This is a genomic window from Streptococcus sp. oral taxon 431, from assembly GCF_023115445.1.
Classification (GTDB): domain Bacteria; phylum Bacillota; class Bacilli; order Lactobacillales; family Streptococcaceae; genus Streptococcus.
Window position 1 is genome coordinate 154,648 of record NZ_JALDUI010000001.1, and the last position, 17,551, is coordinate 172,198.

The window sequence follows — 17,551 nt, forward strand, 5'->3', positions numbered from 1 at the left end:
TTTTTAATATTCTACAAAATATATTTCTCAATAGCGCGTGCAACACCATCTTCTTCATTGCTGGCAGTTACGGCATCCGCGAGAGATTTGACATAGTCGCTAGCATTTCCCATGGCAATCCCAAGCCCTGCAAATTCTAACATCTCAATATCGTTATTGGCATCCCCCATGGCCATGATTTCAGAAGGTTGGGTATCCAAAATCTCAGCCAAACGAGAAAGAGCAGAAGCCTTGGTTGTACCGAGTGGCATTGCTTCATAGATAACTGGTTGTGAACGAACTCCGCTAAATCTCTGACAAAGTTCATCAGCAAATCGTTGTTCAAAATCATCTGTTTGTTCTTTTGTACCTAAGAACATACCCTGGAACATGCGATATTTACCACTGGTAGCTTCCTCTAATGAAATTTCAGTCAGGTCAGAAAAGACGAGTGTCGCATCGTATTTTACGACAGGATTTGGTTCGCCTCCGAGAACGAAGTAGTGTTCCTCGTCAAAGAGAGTCAATTGGACCTCACTCTTTTCAGCAAGTTCATTTAGGTATTCAATGTCTGATTTGCTAAGTTCTCTCCAGTCAACAAGACTCCAGTCGCTAGTTTGATGGGTAGAACAACCATTGTTGACGATGACGTATTCATTCTGCAAATCAAGACCGAGTTTCTTGTAGTAGGGAAGAACTCCAAAGAGAGGACGACCAGTACAGAGAACCAGTTTAACACCTTTTTCGATAGCCTTATGAATGGCATCAATATGAGCCTGAGGGATTCCCTTGGCTTCGTTGAGTAGAGTTCCATCCATATCAAGAGCAAGTAATTTAATCATAGTATTTCCTTTTCACGTATTTTGTCTATATTATAGCATATTTTGGAGGAAAGAAGGATTACTATGTCAATTTAGGACGTTTCAATTACAATTCATGATTGGAAGAAGCTTTTTTGCAAATATATGCTATACTAAACTCGCGACATACTGATAGTGGATAAAAAAGCAGAGGGTTTATCATGAAAAGAAGAACAGTACAGATTTTACTAGCCTTGTTAGTAATTATTTATAGGAAGACATGGTTTTGGTGGATTTTTAATCACTTTTCAGCTAGATTTGTAGCTGCTAGTCGAGAGTATTTCTTGATTCTTGCTTTTTTAGAGCTCATCGTTACTTTTCTAGCTATTCTTTATTTACTAGTATTCGAAGGTAGAAGAATTCTTGAGTTGAAGTGGAAATGGAGATATCCAGTTTATTTGCTTCTTGCTTATGGAGTCAGTTATCTTTCAGGTATTGTGTTTTCCTTTTTAACCCCAGCAACGTCCAATCAAATCTCTTTAAATGAATTGACTGAGATGACAGGGCGACAAGAGTTACCTTATCTTTTACTTATTGTTTGTCTGCTAGGACCAATTACAGAAGAAATGGTTTACCGAGGAGTTCTGATGAATACATTTTTGAAAGATTCACCTTGGTATGGAGATGTTTTACTATCAGCTTGTGTCTTTGGCTATGTGCATGTCAGTTCAGGTTTAACACCACTCGCCTTTTTCACCTATGCAAGTGGTGGAACGATTTTAGCATTCCTCTACCGAAAAACTCACTCTCTCTATTATCCCATTTTGCTCCATATCTTGATTAACATTACAGCATTTTGGGAATTATGGGTACTCTTGTTTAATTCTAGGTAAATATTAAAAAGTCGTATTTTATTCCGACTTTTTTGATATGGGACAGGTTAAAAGTAGGACTTTATATCAATCTGTTTTGACTTAAAAAATGATATAATAAAAGGTAATGACAAAAACAAATGAGGCAGAGATGAAACTACTTTATACCGACATTCGGACTTCTTTGACAGAAATCCTGACCAAGGAGGCTCAAGGACTGGTTGCCCAAGGCAAACGAGTCTTTTACATAGCTCCTAACTCTCTTTCTTTTGAAAAGGAACGTGCCGTGCTGGAGTACTTGAGTCAGCAGGCTTCTTTTGCTATTACAGTCACGCGCTTCGCTCAAATGGCTCGTTATTTGGTTTTAAACGATATACCCGCGAAGTCAAGTCTCGATGATATTGGTCTGGGTATGGCTTTTTATAAATGTTTGTCTGAGATAGACGCTAAGGATTTGCGTGTTTACGGGGCTATTAAACAAGATCCGCAATTCATCCAACAACTGATTGAGATTTATCATGAAATGACAACTGCGAAGATGAGCTTTTTGGATTTAGAAAGTCTATCTGACGCTGATAAACGTTCTGATTTACTCTTGATTTTTGAAAAGGTAACAGCTTATCTCAATCAAGGTCAAGTTTCGCAAGGAAGTCAATTATCGTATCTGATTGATGCTATTGAAGAGAATAAGGTAAGCAGTGATTTTAGTCAGATCGCCCTAGTTATTGATGGTTTTACTCGTTTCTCTTCAGAAGAAGAACACCTAGTGGATCTGCTCCATCGTAAGGGTGTTGAGATTGTCATTGGTGTATATGCGTCTAAGAGAGCCTATACTAGCCCATTTAGTGAAGGGAACCTCTATCAAGCCAGTGTTGAGTTTTTGAGACATTTGGCCTTTAAATATCAGACTAAGGCAGAAAATACTTGTCAAGAACATGAGAAACTTGATGCCTTTGCCAAAGCCTCAAAATTACTGGAAAGTGCTTATGATTATTCTGAAATTAGTTTAGATGTGAATGACGAAGATAGAAAAGACTTGCAAATCTGGTCTTGTCTGACACAAAAAGAAGAGTTGGAGTTAGTTGCTCGTAGTATTCGCCAGAAATTGCACCAAGAGCCAGAACTGAGCTATAAGCATTTTCGCATTTTACTCGGAGACGTAGGGTCTTATAAACTGTCTCTGCAGACAATTTTTAATCAATATCAGATCCCTTTTTATTTGGGTAAGAGTGAGTCTATGGCTCATCATCCTCTAACTCAATTCGTAGAATCCATCGGGCGTTTGAAACGATACAATTTCCGTCAAGAAGATTTGATTAATCTGCTACGTACTGGCTTGTATACTGACCTTAACCAAGAGGAAATTGATAGCTTTGAACAATATCTTCTTTATCTAGGGATTGATGGTCTTTCTAGTTTTAAACAAGAATTCACAAAAAATCATCATGGAAAATTTGATTTGGTCAAATTAAATGAGCTTCGTGTTCGTGTTTTAAATCCATTAGAAACCTTATTAACCAGTCGTAAGCAAAAAGCTGAGAATCTTCTTTCAAAATGGAACAACTTTTTGAAAGATGCTCATTTGACCAAGCAGTTACAAACCTTATCTGCAACGATGGAAGTAGCGGAGCAAGAAAGACAAGAGGAGGTCTGGAAGGCTTTTTGCCACGTAATGGAGCAATTTGCAACCGTGTTTGAAGGTTCCCAGGTCACTTTAGATGATTTCTTGGCACTTCTTCATTCAGGTATGAGCTTGTCCAATTATCGTACAATCCCAGCAACAGTAGATACTGTCCTGGTGCAAAGTTATGATTTGATTGCACCTTTGACAGCTGATTACATCTATGCAATTGGTTTAACTCAAGATCATTTGCCCAAAATTGCTCAAAACACTAGTTTGTTGAGCGATGAAGAAAGAGAAGTGCTAAACCAAGCAACTCAAGAAGGTTCTCAATTATTGATTGCAAGTCAAGAAAACCTCAAGAAGAATCGCTATACCATGCTTTCTTTGGTCAACTCTGCAAGGAAGCAACTAGTCTTATCAGCGCCAAGCTTACTCAATGAAAATGAGAGTAAAGAGTCGGTTTATCTGAAAGAATTGCAGGATTTTGGTTTTAGCAAGATTGAAAAGAGAATTGACCGAAAAAATCTAACAAAGGATGATATTGGTTCTTATCACAGTCTCTTGTCGAGTCTTGTTGCCTATCATCAGCAAGGTGAGGTGGAGACAAGTGACCAAGACTTAACCTTTGTCAAGGTTTTAGTTCGTGTGATGGGGAAAAAGTTGGAAGACAAAGGTTTAGAAAATCCCGTCCTACCAACAAGTCCGAAAAGCAAGGCCTTAGCTAATGATACACTGGAAGCTTTATATCCACAGGAACAAGATTTCTATCTATCTACTTCTGGATTAACAGAATTTTACCGTAATGAATACAGTTACTATCTCCGTTATGTTCTAGGTTTGCAGGAAGAATTGCGTCTCCGTCCTGATGCAAGAAGTCATGGGAATTTCTTGCATCGTATCTTTGAGCGGGCATTGAAAATGCCGAGCGATGAATCCTTTGATCGTCGTTTAGAACAAGCTATCTCTGAAACCAGTCAAGAACGTGAGTTTCAAGCTATTTATCAGGAGAGTTTGGAGGCTCAATTTACTAAGGAAGTTCTCTTAGATGTCGCACGCGCTACAGGACACATTCTTCGACATAATGCGGATGTTGAAACGATTCAGGAAGAGGCAGTCTTTGGTGGCAAGGAACAAGCCTTTATTCAGCTAGATAATGGACGAAATGTCTATGTCCGTGGTAAGGTTGACCGAATTGACCGTCTAAAATCAGATGGAGCTATCGGTGTTGTAGATTATAAGTCTTCTTTGACTCAGTTCAAGTTCCCTATGTTTTATAATGGTCTTAACTCGCAATTACCAACCTATCTAGCTGCCCTCAAGCAAGAAGGGAATACGGATTTCTTTGGAGCTATGTACCTAGAAATGGCTGAACCAATTCAGTCATTGCAAACTGCAAAAACTCTTTCAAAGGCAGTAGCAGAAACCAATAAGACTATGAAATACCAAGGCCTCTTTCTTGAAAAAGAGATAAAAAAACTTGGAGAGTTTTACAATAAAAATAAGACTTATCAGTTGTCAGATGAGGAATTCCAGTTATTGTTAGACTATAATGCCCTTCTCTACAAAAAAGCGGCAGAGAAGATTTTATCTGGTGAATTTGCGATCAACCCTTATACAGAAAACGGTAGAAGCATTGCACCCTATGTTCAACAATATCAAGCTATTACAGGTTTTGAAGCCAATTACCATCTAGGTCAGGCGAGATTTTTAGAGAAAGTTGCCAAGAGCAATGCCAAGGAAGCTTGGTTTAATAAAATCAGAGAGGAGTTGGAGCGATGAAATTTTTAACCCAAGAAGAGATTGCAGCCTTACAAGTAGCAGAAGCTCAGTCTAACAAGAAACCTAAGAAAACAGCTGAACAAATTCAAGCTATTTATAGCTCTGGTCAAAATATTCTGGTCTCAGCTTCAGCTGGTTCAGGGAAAACCTTTGTTATGGCTGAACGAATTCTTGACCAACTAGCGCGTGGAGTAGAAATTCGCCAACTCTTTATCTCAACCTTTACAGTCAAGGCAGCAACTGAGTTAAAAGAACGCTTAGAAAAGAAAATCAGCCAACAAATCCAAGAGACACAAGATTTGGAAATAAAAAAACACCTTGGCAGACAGTTAGCTGATTTACCCAATGCTGCGATTGGGACCATGGACTCTTTTACCCAAAAATTCCTGACCAAGCATGGTTATCTCCTTGACCTCTCTCCAAATTTTCGCATTCTTCAGAATGAAAGTGAGCAGCTTCTCTTAAAAAATGAGGTTTTTCGACAAGTTTTTGAACATCACTACCAAGGCAAGGATAAAGATAATTTTAGTCGATTGGTCAAGAACTTTGCAGGTAGAAGCAAAGACGCGCGTGGACTGCGTAAACAGGTCTATATGATTTATGACTTTTTGCAATCCACTAGTAATCCTCAGGCTTGGCTACAGGAATCTTTCCTAAAAGGTTTTGAAAAGGCTGATTTTACGGTTGCTAAAGAAACCCTTGCAGAGGATATAAAAGAAAGACTTTGGGATTTAGAAAGCTTTTTCCGTTATCATTTGGATAATGATGCCAAGGAATTTGGCAAAGCAGCTTATTTAGAATCTGTCCAACAAGTTCTAGATGAAATCGGAGCTTTAACCAACGAATCAACTTTTAATCAATATCAAGAAGTTTTAGACCGAGTTGTTAGTATCTCTAAGGATAAGGGAGGTCGTGCTCTTACAAATGCCAGTCGTAAGGCCGAACTGCAAGACTTGAAAGAAACCTACAACCAAGAGAGAAAAGCAAAAATTGAAAAGTTGATTGCACTAAATGATCAAATCACTTTATTGAAATTTCAAGAAGATTATCATCAAGATTCTTGGGACTTGGCAAAGACATTCCAAGTCTTCATGAGAGATTTTGTTGATGCCTATCGACAACGAAAACGCGAAGAGAATGCTTTCGAATTTGCGGATATTAGCCATTATACCATTGAGATTTTGGAAAACTTCCCACAGGTTCGTCAAGAGTACCAGGAACGCTTCCATGAAGTCATGGTTGATGAGTACCAAGATACCAACCATATCCAGGAAAGAATGTTGGAACTCCTCTCAAACGGCCATAATCGTTTTATGGTAGGAGATATTAAGCAGTCTATTTATCGTTTTAGACAGGCAGATCCCCAAATCTTCAACGAAAAATTTCATAGATTTGCTCAAGATGACAAAGAAGGTCAATTAATTCTACTTAAAGAAAATTTTCGGAGCAGTTCAGAAGTTCTAGATGCTACGAATGATGTCTTTAAACATCTCATGGACGAGGAAGTAGGAGAGATATCTTATGACGGTATGCATCAACTTGTTTTTGGAAATACTGATATTCAAGCAAATCCTGAAAACAAGGCAGAAGTTCTCTTATATGATAAGGATGATAGCGATTCTGATGATGAGGAAGAACTTACAAGCAACAAACTGACTGGTGAGATGCGCATGGTGCTTAAGGAGATAATTCACCTTCATAATGATAAGGGTGTACCTTTCAAGGACATGGCTCTCTTAACTGCCAGCAGAAGTCGCAATGACCAGGTCCTACTTGCCTTGTCTGACTATGGTATTCCAGTCAAGACAGACGGCGCCCAATCAAACTATTTGCAATCCCTAGAAGTGCAGGTTATGTTGGATACTCTTCGTGTCATTCACAACCCTCTTCAAGATTTCGCTTTAGTTGCTCTCATGAAGTCTCCTATGTTTAGCTTTGATGAAGATGAATTGGCTCGATTAGCTCTTCAGAAATCCGAGTTTAAGGTTCAAGAAAACTTTTATGAGAAGCTAGTTAATGTTCAGAAGAAAATTGGTCTTCAAAAGGATTTAATCAAAGCTGAATTACAAAAGAAACTAAACTTCTTCATGGAAACTGTCCAGGCTTGGCGTTTGTATTCTAAAACGCACTCACTTTATGATCTCATTTGGAAAATCTATAGTGACCGCTTTTACTATGACTATGTTGGTGCTTTACCAAATGGACAGGCCAGACAGGCTAACCTCTATGCCTTAGCTTTACGAGCAGATCAGTTTGAAAAGAGTAATTACAAGGGATTATCTCGCTTTATTCGAATGATTGACCAAGTCTTGGAAACCCAGCATGATCTTGCCAATGTTGCTGTAGCACCACCTAAGGATGCTGTAGAACTTATGAGTATTCATAAAAGTAAGGGCCTTGAGTTTCCTTATGTCTTTATCCTTAATATTGATCAGCAATTTAACAAGCAAGATTCCATGTCTGAGGTCATCTTAAGTCGAAGAAATGGCCTTGGTCTCAAGTATGTTGCTAGAGTTGCTACAGATGCCAAAGAGGAATACGTTCCATCTACGATTAAATTATCTATCCCAAGCTTGACCTATACGCAAAACGAAGAAGAACTTCAGTTAGCAAGTTATTCTGAACTCATGCGTTTACTTTATGTAGCCATGACGCGAGCTGAGAAAAAATTATATTTAGTTGGAAAAGGATCTCGTGAAAAATTAGAAGCCAAAGAATATCCGACAAATGGAAAAGGTCTTTTGACTCGAGAAACTAGACTAGATGCTAGTAATTTCCAAGATTGGATTTGGGCCATTTATCAAGCATTTTCTAAGGAGGATTTACACTTCACTGTGCGCTTTGAGGGTGAAGAAGATTTAACCCAAGAAGCTATCGGAGAATTGGAAAATAAAAGCCAGCTCCAAGACCAATCCCAAGCAGATAATCGCCAGTCAGAAACCATCAAAGATGCGTTGGAAATGCTAAAAGAAGTGGAAGTGTATAATGATATCCACCGTGCAGCAATCAATCTTCCAAGTGTACAAACCCCTAGTCAGCTTAAAAAATTCTATGAACCTGTCATGGATATGGAAGGTGTAGTAGTAGTAGCTGGTCAAAGTCAACTAAAAGAAAGTACGGTTCAATTCAACCTTCCTGATTTCTCTAAAACTAAGAAAGTTACTGGTGCTGAAATTGGTAGTGCTACCCATGAACTCATGCAGAGAATTAATCTAGCTAAGAAACCAACTTTAGAGACTTTAACAGATGCTTTAGAGCAAGTTCAAGTAAGTTCAGCTGTCAAATCCAAAATCAATCTAGGAAAAATTTTGTCCTTCTTTGATACAGCTCTAGGTCAAGAGATTCTTGCAAATCAAGATAAACTCTATCGAGAACAACCTTTCTCAATGTTGAAAAGAGATGCTAAGAGTCAGGAAGATTTTGTTGTCCGTGGAATCTTAGATGGATATCTCCTCTACAATGATAAGATTGCTCTCTTTGACTACAAGACAGATCGTTATGAGCATGCTAGTCAACTTGTTGAACGTTATCGTGGTCAATTAGAACTCTATGCAGAGGCTCTATCTCGTTCATATCAGATAGAAACCGTTGAAAAATATTTGATTCTACTTGGTAAAGACCAAGTAGAAGTCGTTAAACTTTAAAAAGAAAGGAGACATCATGTCCATTCCTGTTAGAAAAAACTTATATGATGCAGTTTTAGAGGCCTCTAAAGCCGATACTTGGGAACAAGCTACCAAAGAATGGAGTGAAGTTTCCTTGATTTTTAATGGAATCGGTCGAAGCAATTGTGTCTGCGGTAATGCTATTAAGTATGCTTATGAACTTTTTAACGGAGTTACTGGCAAACGCCTCTTCCCCATTGGGAGTGACTGTGTGCGTCATTTCCAAAGAATTAGCCTAGATCAACAGCTAGAAGAGGAAGAAAAACTTCTCAGAAAGCTTGAAAATCTAACCAGAAAGGCCCAGAAAAAAGAAGTCATTCGAGTTAATAAAACGGATTTTGATGAGCGACTAATCAACTGGCTATGGGAAAAGGGAGCTTTCAAGTCAAATCGTGGCAATCAATTCTCACCAGAAAAGGATTATCAACTCTTTTTGGAAGTTTTTCAAGGTGGAAGTTGGAGTAGGGCAGAGCCTTTGAAGAAAGCTCGTATGGAGGAAGTCCTTGAAAAATTTATCAAACCCTTTCTACTTGGAAAATCTGACGATCAGCTCTATCTTGTTAAACTAGGAAAAGAAAAAATTGACTATGAGCAGGAACTTCGCATCAAGGCTGAAAAGGAGCGAAAGAAGCGAGACAAGATTGCTAAACAATATGCGGATAACCTGGTTCTAGCAATGGGACCAGCTGAACGTGCCTATCAGGATTACTTTGGACTGAGCGAAACACTGACACTAGAAGAGCGCCAGTGGGAAAAGATTCTCTTCGGTAAAAATCGGACAGAACGTTCTATAAAATCAAAACAGTACCAAAGAGAACTCGAAAAGGATCAACGCATTGCTAGTCAAGATCCTCTTGAAAGAAAACAAAAGCAAGTCTGGTTGCTTAACTCGTATTTTAAGGATATACCCGAAGAAAAAGCTCGATTTTCCCGACTTCTAATCATGTATCGAAAAACTGGAGAAATTCCATTTTCAACTGACTATCTCTCTAACACTTTGCTTGACTTTTTCTACAAAATGAAGGCTTTTGAATTTGAAATAGCACCTGATCAGGTACGTGATTTTCTAAAGGAATGTTTAGATGAAGAAAACCTATCATCCGCTCAAAAATCTTGGATAGAAGGCATTTTAACCAACTGCATCAAACCTTTTTTAGAAAGAATGATAGTATAGCGGTAGTTTTCGTCCTGCATGGAGAGACTCATTATTGTTAAAATTATGTCTCTAAAACATTTGACATAATTTTATTTATGTATTAACTTGAAATTTTTGTATCAACATTAAAAATTAGAAAGAAACTATGTCAAAAGAAATCGATATCGAATATTATCACCAACTAGCCTTGCAAAAACAAAAAGAGCATCGTAAGTTTTTAGGAAATCTAAAGAAGAAAGCGCCTAAAAATTTAGATAAAATTGCGCTTGAAATCCATCAAGAAGTTTTTACTGAAATTGATTGTACAGCCTGCGCTAACTGCTGTAAGAGTCTTGGTCCAGACTTCAAAGAAGCAGATATCACACGTATTGCCAAGTATTTTAAAATGAAATTGCCAGCCTTTGAAGCTGAGTTTTTGCAAGTAGATGAAGATGGAGATAAGGTCTTCAAATCGATGCCCTGTCCATTTTTAGGAGGCGATAATCTCTGTTCCATCTACGACGTCCGTCCCAAAGCCTGTCGTGAATTTCCACATACTGACCGTAAGAAGATTTACCAAATCAATAATCTAACGATCAAAAACACTTTAACTTGTCCTGCGGCCTATCTCTTTGTTGAAAGATTAAGAGAGAAAATAGAGTAAATTTCCTTTTTAATAATAAATTTTATCCTCAAGTACTCTTGTTATTTGAGGGTTTTTGTATATTTATTTTTATCTGAAAATTCAAACTAAATTTCTTATTAAGTGATAAGTCCTTTTTTAAAAGCTTAAAGTTTTTTAAACTTTTTCTTAAAGAAAACTGATATAAGGTGTTTTTAAGCGATGTTCTGTATAGTTATACCATCATCAAAGAAAGAGGTATCGATATGAACTACATAGTCATTCCAGCTTATCAACCAGATAATAAACTTATCAAACTCATCGAAAAAATTCACGAAAAGAGTGATTTTCATATCTTAGTCATAGACGACGGCAGTTCATCAGAGTGCCAAAAAATCTTTGATAAAGCAAAACAATTTGCTACTGTCATTCGTCACCAGGTGAACCAAGGTAAAGGACAGGCTCTAAAAACAGCCTTTACTTATATCCAAGAACAAAACATTTATGGTACGGTTGTCACAGCAGATGCGGATGGACAGCACAAGGTATGGGATATTTTCCGCACGGCTAATAAAGCTTCCGAAAATCCAAACAAGCTAATCTTGGGTGTACGTGCCTTTTCTGGAAAAGTTCCCCTTCGTAGCCGTTTTGGTAACAGCTTAACCAAAGCTCTCTTTAAGCTTCAAACAGGAGTAGGAGTAACAGATACGCAGACAGGTCTTCGTGCTTTTACGACAAACTTGATTCCTTTTATGTTAAAAATAGAAGGCCAACGTTATGAATATGAAATGAATATGTTGCTCGAAGCAACAAAAGAATACGAGATTCTAGAAGTGCCTATTGAAACTGTCTATATCAACGATAATGAGGCTTCACACTTCCGTCCAATCCAAGACGGGCTCATGATTTATAAAAATATCTTTAAATTTGCCTTATCATCTCTTAGTAGCTTTGTTGTAGACTATGTCGTTTACGCCCTAGCAATCTTGATTTTGCCGACAGTTCCGGCGAGTCTACGAATCTTTCTAGCAAACGGAGTCGCTCGTGTGACTAGCTCTATTTTCAATTATTCTACAAATAAGAAACTAGTCTTTAAAAATGACGATAGTCTTGTGAAAACAGGGATGGGATACTTTGGTCTAGCAGTCGGACTCTTTATCTTAGACACACTACTGATTCGTCTCTTCTTTACAGTCTTTGGTATCAACCTTCTAATTGCTAAAGTTATCGTCGGCATCCTTCTCTTCGCTGTTTCTTGGACAGTTCAGAAGAAATTTATCTTTAAGGAAAGGACATCAACTGTATTATGAAATTTTTAAAGAAACGCTATGCTTACGCCTCAGTTCTTGGCCTACTCTTGACAGGATCCTTTAGTTACTCAATGCTAAAGACCTTTGTCCTCGCTGAAACTATCTCGACAGTTGCCACAACTAGCACAAGTTCCAATGCAGCAGCAGCAAGTCAAGCTGCTAAGACAGCTACTGTCACTGACTCTAGTTATAAAGATGACAATATTTCCGTCAATTTGTCTGAAACGACAGTCAATAATACCCAAGTCTACGTTGCAGATATTACTCTGAGTTCATCAGATTATCTGAAAACTGCCTTTGCTCAAAATGCTTATGGAACTAACGTAACTGCAAAAACCTCTGTAACCGCAGCTGACAACAATGCCATTTTAGCGGTAAATGGGGATTACTATGGTGCTAACTCTACAGGTTATGTTATCCGTAATGGAGTAGTTTATCGTGATACTGTTCGTGAAGATTCTAGTAATGGGGACTTAGCTATTTATAAAGACGGCTCTTTCAAGGTCATTTACGAAGATCAAATCTCAGCTGAGCAACTAGTAAATGACGGTGTTGTCAATCTCTTGGCTTTTGGACCAGCCTTGGTCGAAAATGGTGAAATTGCAGTTGATACCAATACAGAAGTAGGACAAGCAATGGCTTCAAATCCTCGTACAGCTATTGGTATTATCGATGAAAACCACTATATCATCGTGGTTTCAGATGGACGTACCTCTGAAAGTGAAGGTCTCTCTCTTTATCAGCTTGCTGAGGTCATGAAATCTTATGGAGCAAAAACAGCCTACAACCTTGATGGTGGTGGATCATCTACACTTTACTTCAACGGTCAGGTTATCAATAAACCAACGACTGGAGGAAACAAAATTTCAGAAAGGGCGGTGAGTGATATTGTCTACATCGGTTACTAATCTTGGCAAAAAACGTTTTAAGAAAACAGTCATTTCTTACACACTAATCACTATTTTCTTCTTTGCATTTTCTAGAATTTACGAAGCATTCAGCTTTGGAGAAACTTCTGTTCATATGCACTATCTATTTACTGCACCTCTTGTAGGGGGGATTCTACTAGCAATCTTTCTCAAGGTTCTCCCTCATTTCTCTCGTATTAGTCTAAATCTATGGAATTCGGCAGTAGCGATTATTACAGCGGGTACACTTTTCCGTGGTATTGTCAACCTTTCAGGACGCTCAACAACCTTGGATGCACCCTACTGGTATGTTGGGATTGGGTTTGGAATACTAGCGATCTTCACTATTTTCATCAATCCAAACCTTTGGAATAATTCTGCTAAAGCAACAAAAACAAATCGCAAAGAAGTCTATAGTCAGGTATAATGTTATAAAAAAGTAGTCGTTCAGCTGATGTTCGACTACTTTTTATTGACTTTTATTTCTCAAATATTGTAGAAATATTACAAGTTCTTTTCTTCTGAAAGATACTACTTTTATATTTAACAGAATATTGTATAATATAGTGGATAAATACTGTTTTTTACACAATATATAGAAGCATCAAATACAATATCTAGATATTTGTTAGGAGAAAAGAATGAAAAAAATATTGCTGGCAAGTACGGTTGCCCTCTCTATGGCAGGTTTTGCAAAAACAACCGTCTATGCCGAGGATTCTCAAGCTACCAATAATATTCAATCATCAGAAAGAGCTTCTTCGAATACAGTAAGCAATGAGAAGAAAAAACAAAGCGAAGCTGAAAAAGCAACCTCTAAAACTCCTGATACCCAGGAACAATCTTCAAAAGAAGCAATAGTAGAGGTAGTTAACAAAGAAGGTTGGCAAAAAGAAAATAACCAATGGCGTTATTATGAAAATAATCAGCCTGTTTCAAATTGGAAAAAAATAGCAGGAGTCTGGTACTATTTCAATCAAGATGGCATCATGCTTAGTAATATTATCTTTAATGATTACCTATTGAATAGTAGTGGTGCTATGGCAGAATCTTCTTGGGTAAAAATTGCTGATAAATGGTACTATGCCAATGAAGATGGGAAAGTTACTCGTAATAATTGGAAAAAGATAGCTGGTGTTTGGTATCGATTTGATGAATCTGGCACAATGTTAAGCAATACTATTTATAATGATTATCTTCTCAAGACTAGTGGTGCTATGGCAGAAAATTCTTGGGTAAAAATTGCTGATAAATGGTACTATGCCAATGAAGATGGGAAAGTTACTCGTAATAGTTGGAAAAAGATAGCTGGTGTTTGGTACCGATTTGATGAATCTGGCACAATGTTAAGCAATACTATTTATAATGATTATCTTCTCAAAAGTAGTGGTGCTATGGTGGAAAATTCCTGGTTAAAACTTGAGGATAAGTGGTATTATGCTACAGAATCAGGAAAAATTATTCGCGACAAGTGGGAAAAAATCAGCGGTACATGGTACTATTTTAATAAAGATGGTGACATGCTAAATAGCCAATGGAAATCTAAATACTATCTAAAAGATAGTGGTGCTATGGCTGAGAGTGAATGGATCTTTGATAAGAAATATAATAGCTGGTTCTACCTCAAGTCGGACGGCACCTATGCTGAAAATCAATGGCAGGGTGCTTACTATCTAAAATCTGGTGGCTATATGGCTAAGAATGAATGGATTTTTGATAAGAACTATGATGCTTGGTATTACCTCAAAGAGGATGGGGTATATGTAACAGGGACTTTCAAAATCAAAGGTAAAGACTATTCATTCCAAAGAAATGGAAAATGGATTTCTGATCCATCATCCTATTATAAAGTAACACCAATTACAGCTTATGTATACAGTGCTTCTGGTGATAGACTCAGCTATATCTCACAAGGTAGCATTGTTTCGGTTACTGGGGCTGAAGTTCAAGGTGGTCGACTTCCAGTCAAAATATCAGGACTTTCAGGATATATGAACAAGAGTGATCTAGTAGCGGTCAGCTCAGATAGTGAATTCATTCCTCACTATACTACGGATGGTCGTTATCTTTACCATGAGTTGTCACCTTACGCAAGTATTCGAGTTGCACCACATAGTTCATCAATGACTATTGGTAAAAAGTATTATTCAGCTGATGGTATTAACTTTGAAAACTTTACAGTTAAAAATCCTTTCTTATTTAGAGATTTAAGAAAACCAAGCAATTACACGGCTGAGGAATTAGATAAAGTCTATTCTCTTATGAATATCAAGGGAAGTCGTCTGGCAGGTAAGGGGGCAATCTTTAAAGAAGCTGAAGAACGCTATCAGATCAACGCTCTCTATCTAATCGCCCATAGTGCCCTTGAAAGTTCATGGGGACGTAGCCAAATTGCTAAGGATAAAAATAATTTCTTCGGTATCGCAGCTTACGATACAACACCATATGATTCAGCTAAAAGCTTCGACGATGTTGACAAGGGTATCTTAGGTGCAGCTAAGTGGATTCGCGAAAATTACATCGATAATGGCAGAACATACCTAGGAAATAAATCATCAGGTATGAATGTTCTTTATGCTTCAGATCCATACTGGGGAGAAAAAATTGCAAGTATCATGATGAGAATCAATAGTCAGCTAGGTGAAAAAGATTAAAAATCATTAAAATCGATAACGACTGCAAAGTGGTTATCGATTTTGCTTATCAAGAGAAACTTGAGAAATGAACTTTATGAAACAGAATATTGAGAATATAAATAAAAGAGGAATTGATTTACGTGACTTAGGGATTGATGCATACGCTTATGATTATTCAGTAATCCCAGACTTACTTGATAATCTCAAAGCCAATAATCAAATTATACTAGGTGGGGATGTCTTTTGCTACAAGAATGGCCAACTGACACATACTTATGATAATTGGTATTACGAGAAACAAGATCCAACTATTGATATCTGGAAATCCCTTTTCCAAACATAAAGTTTATTAGCAACTATGTAAAAAATCATGGTGAACACTATTATTTTTCAATCGTTTTAGACGATGACGATTTTCATTTGTGACTGATTTACTTAGAAAACATTTTACAATCGGCATTGAATCAAGCGTCAAATACGAGAAATCATGTTATAATAAAAGATAGTGATTTATTTTAGAAAAAGGATTTGTATTTAATTTTTGAAACTGGAAAAATAGATATAAATCCAATAAGAGAAAGGAATTTTACAGAATGGCAACTATTCAATGGTTTCCTGGACACATGTCTAAGGCGCGTCGTCAGGTTCAGGAAAATTTAAAATTTGTTGATTTTGTGACTATTTTGGTAGATGCACGTTTGCCCTTGTCTAGTCAAAATCCGATGCTAACTAAAATTGTAGGAGATAAACCAAGACTATTGATTTTGAACAAGGCAGACCTAGCAGACCCAGCATTAACAAAAGAATGGCGTCAGCACTTTGAATCCCAAGGAATTCAAACACTGGCCATTAATTCTAAAGAACAAATTACTGTAAAAGTCGTAACGGATGCTGCTAAGAAGCTCATGGCAGATAAGATTGCTCGTCAAAAGGAACGTGGAATTCAAATTGAAACCTTACGCACCATGATTATCGGGATTCCAAACGCTGGTAAATCAACGCTGATGAACCGTTTGGCTGGTAAGAAAATTGCTGTAGTTGGTAACAAGCCAGGTGTGACAAAAGGCCAACAATGGCTTAAAACCAATAAGGACCTTGAAATCTTGGACACCCCAGGGATTCTCTGGCCAAAATTCGAAGATGAAACGGTCGCCCTTAAACTCGCATTGACTGGAGCTATCAAAGATCAGTTGCTTCCAATGGATGAAGTGACGATTTTTGGACTCAACTACTTTAAAACCCATTATCCCGATAAGCTTCAAGAACGTTTCAAACAAATGAATCTGGATGATGAAGCTCCAGAAATTATCATGGATATGACGCGTATCCTTGGTTTCCGTGATGATTACGATCGATTTTACAACCTCTTTGTCAAGGAAGTTCGTGATGGAAAACTAGGCAACTATACATTAGATACATTGGAAGACCTCAATGGCAACGATTAAAGAAATAAGAGAAGCATTAGCAAAGATAACTGAACTTGAAAGTCCCTTGTTCAAGGAATTTGAAAAAGATTCTCGTTCAGGTGTCCAAAAAGAAATTCAAAAGCGGAAAAAAGCCCTTCAATCTGACATTGATGAAAATCTCCGCTTAGAGGCTATGCTTAGCTATGAAAAAGAGCTTTACGAGAATGGAATAAGCTTCATTGCTGGAGTTGATGAAGTTGGTAGAGGTCCCTTAGCTGGTCCTGTTGTTGCTGCAGCAGTCATTCTGCCCAAAAATTGTAAAATAAAAGGCTTGAATGACAGTAAAAAGATTCCCAAGAAAAAACATGAAGAGATTTTTCAGGCTGTCAAAGATAATGCCCTAGCAATCGGTATTGGGATTATGGACAATCAAGTCATTGATCAAGTCAATATCTACGAAGCGACGAAACTAGCCATGAAAGAAGCTATTTATCAGCTTGAGCCTCAACCAGAGCACCTCTTGATTGATGCTATGAAGTTGGATTTGCCGATTTCTCAGACATCCATCATCAAAGGAGATGCCAACTCCTTATCTATTGCAGCAGCATCGATTATAGCTAAAGTTACCAGAGATAAGATCATGGCTAACTATGACCAAGAATTTCCAGGCTATGATTTTGCTCAAAATGCTGGCTATGGAACTGCTAAGCATCTAGAAGGAATTGAAAAACACGGTGTCACACCTATTCATCGCACCAGTTTTGAACCGATTAAAACGATCGTTTCAGAAACTAGTAAAAGATAATTAAAGGAGA

At 37.6% G+C, this 17,551-nt stretch carries 13 protein-coding genes; 12 read left to right on the forward strand and 1 reads right to left on the reverse strand.

The genetic code is table 11. The features are described from left to right. Positions 1–11: 11 nt before the first annotated feature. On the reverse strand, positions 12–821 hold the full coding sequence (locus M1R56_RS00775; protein ID WP_248034227.1) for a Cof-type HAD-IIB family hydrolase: 810 nt from the start codon (positions 819–821) through the stop codon (positions 12–14). Between the two features lie 179 nt (positions 822–1,000). Here M1R56_RS00775 and M1R56_RS00780 point away from each other — a divergent pair, with 179 nt between their 5' ends. From M1R56_RS00780 to M1R56_RS00835, 12 genes are all read left to right on the forward strand, one after another. Continuing rightward, a complete protein-coding gene (locus M1R56_RS00780; protein ID WP_248034228.1) occupies positions 1,001–1,672 on the forward strand; it encodes a CPBP family intramembrane glutamic endopeptidase in 672 nt (223 codons plus the stop codon). Positions 1,673–1,802: 130 nt separating this feature from the next. Further along, the gene (gene rexB / locus M1R56_RS00785) at positions 1,803–5,054 is read left to right on the forward strand and encodes an ATP-dependent nuclease subunit B (protein ID WP_248034229.1); all 3,252 of its coding nucleotides are present in this window, start codon (positions 1,803–1,805) and stop codon (positions 5,052–5,054) included. Beyond that, the gene (addA, locus tag M1R56_RS00790) at positions 5,051–8,698 is read left to right on the forward strand and encodes a helicase-exonuclease AddAB subunit AddA (protein ID WP_248034230.1); all 3,648 of its coding nucleotides are present in this window, start codon (positions 5,051–5,053) and stop codon (positions 8,696–8,698) included. The genes rexB and addA overlap by 4 nt, the downstream gene beginning before the upstream one ends. A 16-nt stretch (positions 8,699–8,714) precedes the next feature. After that, positions 8,715–9,893 carry a hypothetical protein gene (locus M1R56_RS00795; RefSeq protein ID WP_248034231.1) on the forward strand — a complete coding sequence of 393 codons (1,179 nt, stop codon included), beginning with the start codon at positions 8,715–8,717 and terminating at the stop codon, positions 9,891–9,893. A gap of 127 nt (positions 9,894–10,020) precedes the next feature. Continuing rightward, a complete protein-coding gene (locus tag M1R56_RS00800; protein WP_248034232.1) occupies positions 10,021–10,518 on the forward strand; it encodes a YkgJ family cysteine cluster protein in 498 nt (165 codons plus the stop codon). 224 nt (positions 10,519–10,742) lie between these two features. Then, a complete protein-coding gene (locus M1R56_RS00805) occupies positions 10,743–11,786 on the forward strand; it encodes a bifunctional glycosyltransferase family 2/GtrA family protein (protein WP_248034233.1) in 1,044 nt (347 codons plus the stop codon). Next, complete coding sequence (locus M1R56_RS00810; RefSeq protein ID WP_049526308.1) at positions 11,783–12,694, forward strand: phosphodiester glycosidase family protein; 912 nt, start codon at positions 11,783–11,785, stop codon at positions 12,692–12,694. The genes M1R56_RS00805 and M1R56_RS00810 overlap by 4 nt, the downstream gene beginning before the upstream one ends. After that, a complete protein-coding gene (locus M1R56_RS00815; protein ID WP_153225346.1) occupies positions 12,675–13,121 on the forward strand; it encodes a hypothetical protein in 447 nt (148 codons plus the stop codon). Before M1R56_RS00810 ends, M1R56_RS00815 begins: the two co-directional genes overlap by 20 nt. A gap of 214 nt (positions 13,122–13,335) precedes the next feature. Beyond that, positions 13,336–15,348: a glucosaminidase domain-containing protein gene (locus tag M1R56_RS00820; protein WP_248034234.1), complete on the forward strand. Its 2,013-nt coding sequence runs from the start codon at positions 13,336–13,338 to the stop codon at positions 15,346–15,348. A 76-nt stretch (positions 15,349–15,424) separates the two neighbouring features. Beyond that, positions 15,425–15,673, forward strand: a complete 249-nt coding sequence (gene imm40, locus M1R56_RS00825) for an Imm40 family immunity protein (protein WP_248034235.1) — start codon at positions 15,425–15,427, stop codon at positions 15,671–15,673. A gap of 250 nt (positions 15,674–15,923) precedes the next feature. Beyond that, on the forward strand, positions 15,924–16,775 hold the full coding sequence (ylqF, locus tag M1R56_RS00830; RefSeq protein ID WP_248034236.1) for a ribosome biogenesis GTPase YlqF: 852 nt from the start codon (positions 15,924–15,926) through the stop codon (positions 16,773–16,775). After that, on the forward strand, positions 16,762–17,541 hold the full coding sequence (locus M1R56_RS00835) for a ribonuclease HII (RefSeq protein WP_248034237.1): 780 nt from the start codon (positions 16,762–16,764) through the stop codon (positions 17,539–17,541). Before ylqF ends, M1R56_RS00835 begins: the two co-directional genes overlap by 14 nt. Positions 17,542–17,551: the final 10 nt, after the last annotated feature.

Excerpts from the sequence above, each read along its gene's own strand:
- M1R56_RS00775 (WP_248034227.1), bottom strand. The coding sequence starts at position 821 with ATGATTAAATTACTTGCTCTTGATATGGATGGAACTCTACTCAACGAA.
- M1R56_RS00780 (WP_248034228.1), top strand. The coding sequence starts at position 1,001 with ATGAAAAGAAGAACAGTACAGATTTTACTAGCCTTGTTAGTAATTATT.
- rexB (WP_248034229.1), top strand. The coding sequence starts at position 1,803 with ATGAAACTACTTTATACCGACATTCGGACTTCTTTGACAGAAATCCTG.
- addA (WP_248034230.1), top strand. The coding sequence starts at position 5,051 with ATGAAATTTTTAACCCAAGAAGAGATTGCAGCCTTACAAGTAGCAGAA.
- M1R56_RS00795 (WP_248034231.1), top strand. The coding sequence starts at position 8,715 with ATGTCCATTCCTGTTAGAAAAAACTTATATGATGCAGTTTTAGAGGCC.
- M1R56_RS00800 (WP_248034232.1), top strand. The coding sequence starts at position 10,021 with ATGTCAAAAGAAATCGATATCGAATATTATCACCAACTAGCCTTGCAA.
- M1R56_RS00805 (WP_248034233.1), top strand. The coding sequence starts at position 10,743 with ATGAACTACATAGTCATTCCAGCTTATCAACCAGATAATAAACTTATC.
- M1R56_RS00810 (WP_049526308.1), top strand. The coding sequence starts at position 11,783 with ATGAAATTTTTAAAGAAACGCTATGCTTACGCCTCAGTTCTTGGCCTA.
- M1R56_RS00820 (WP_248034234.1), top strand. The coding sequence starts at position 13,336 with ATGAAAAAAATATTGCTGGCAAGTACGGTTGCCCTCTCTATGGCAGGT.
- imm40 (WP_248034235.1), top strand. The coding sequence starts at position 15,425 with ATGAAACAGAATATTGAGAATATAAATAAAAGAGGAATTGATTTACGT.
- ylqF (WP_248034236.1), top strand. The coding sequence starts at position 15,924 with ATGGCAACTATTCAATGGTTTCCTGGACACATGTCTAAGGCGCGTCGT.
- M1R56_RS00835 (WP_248034237.1), top strand. The coding sequence starts at position 16,762 with ATGGCAACGATTAAAGAAATAAGAGAAGCATTAGCAAAGATAACTGAA.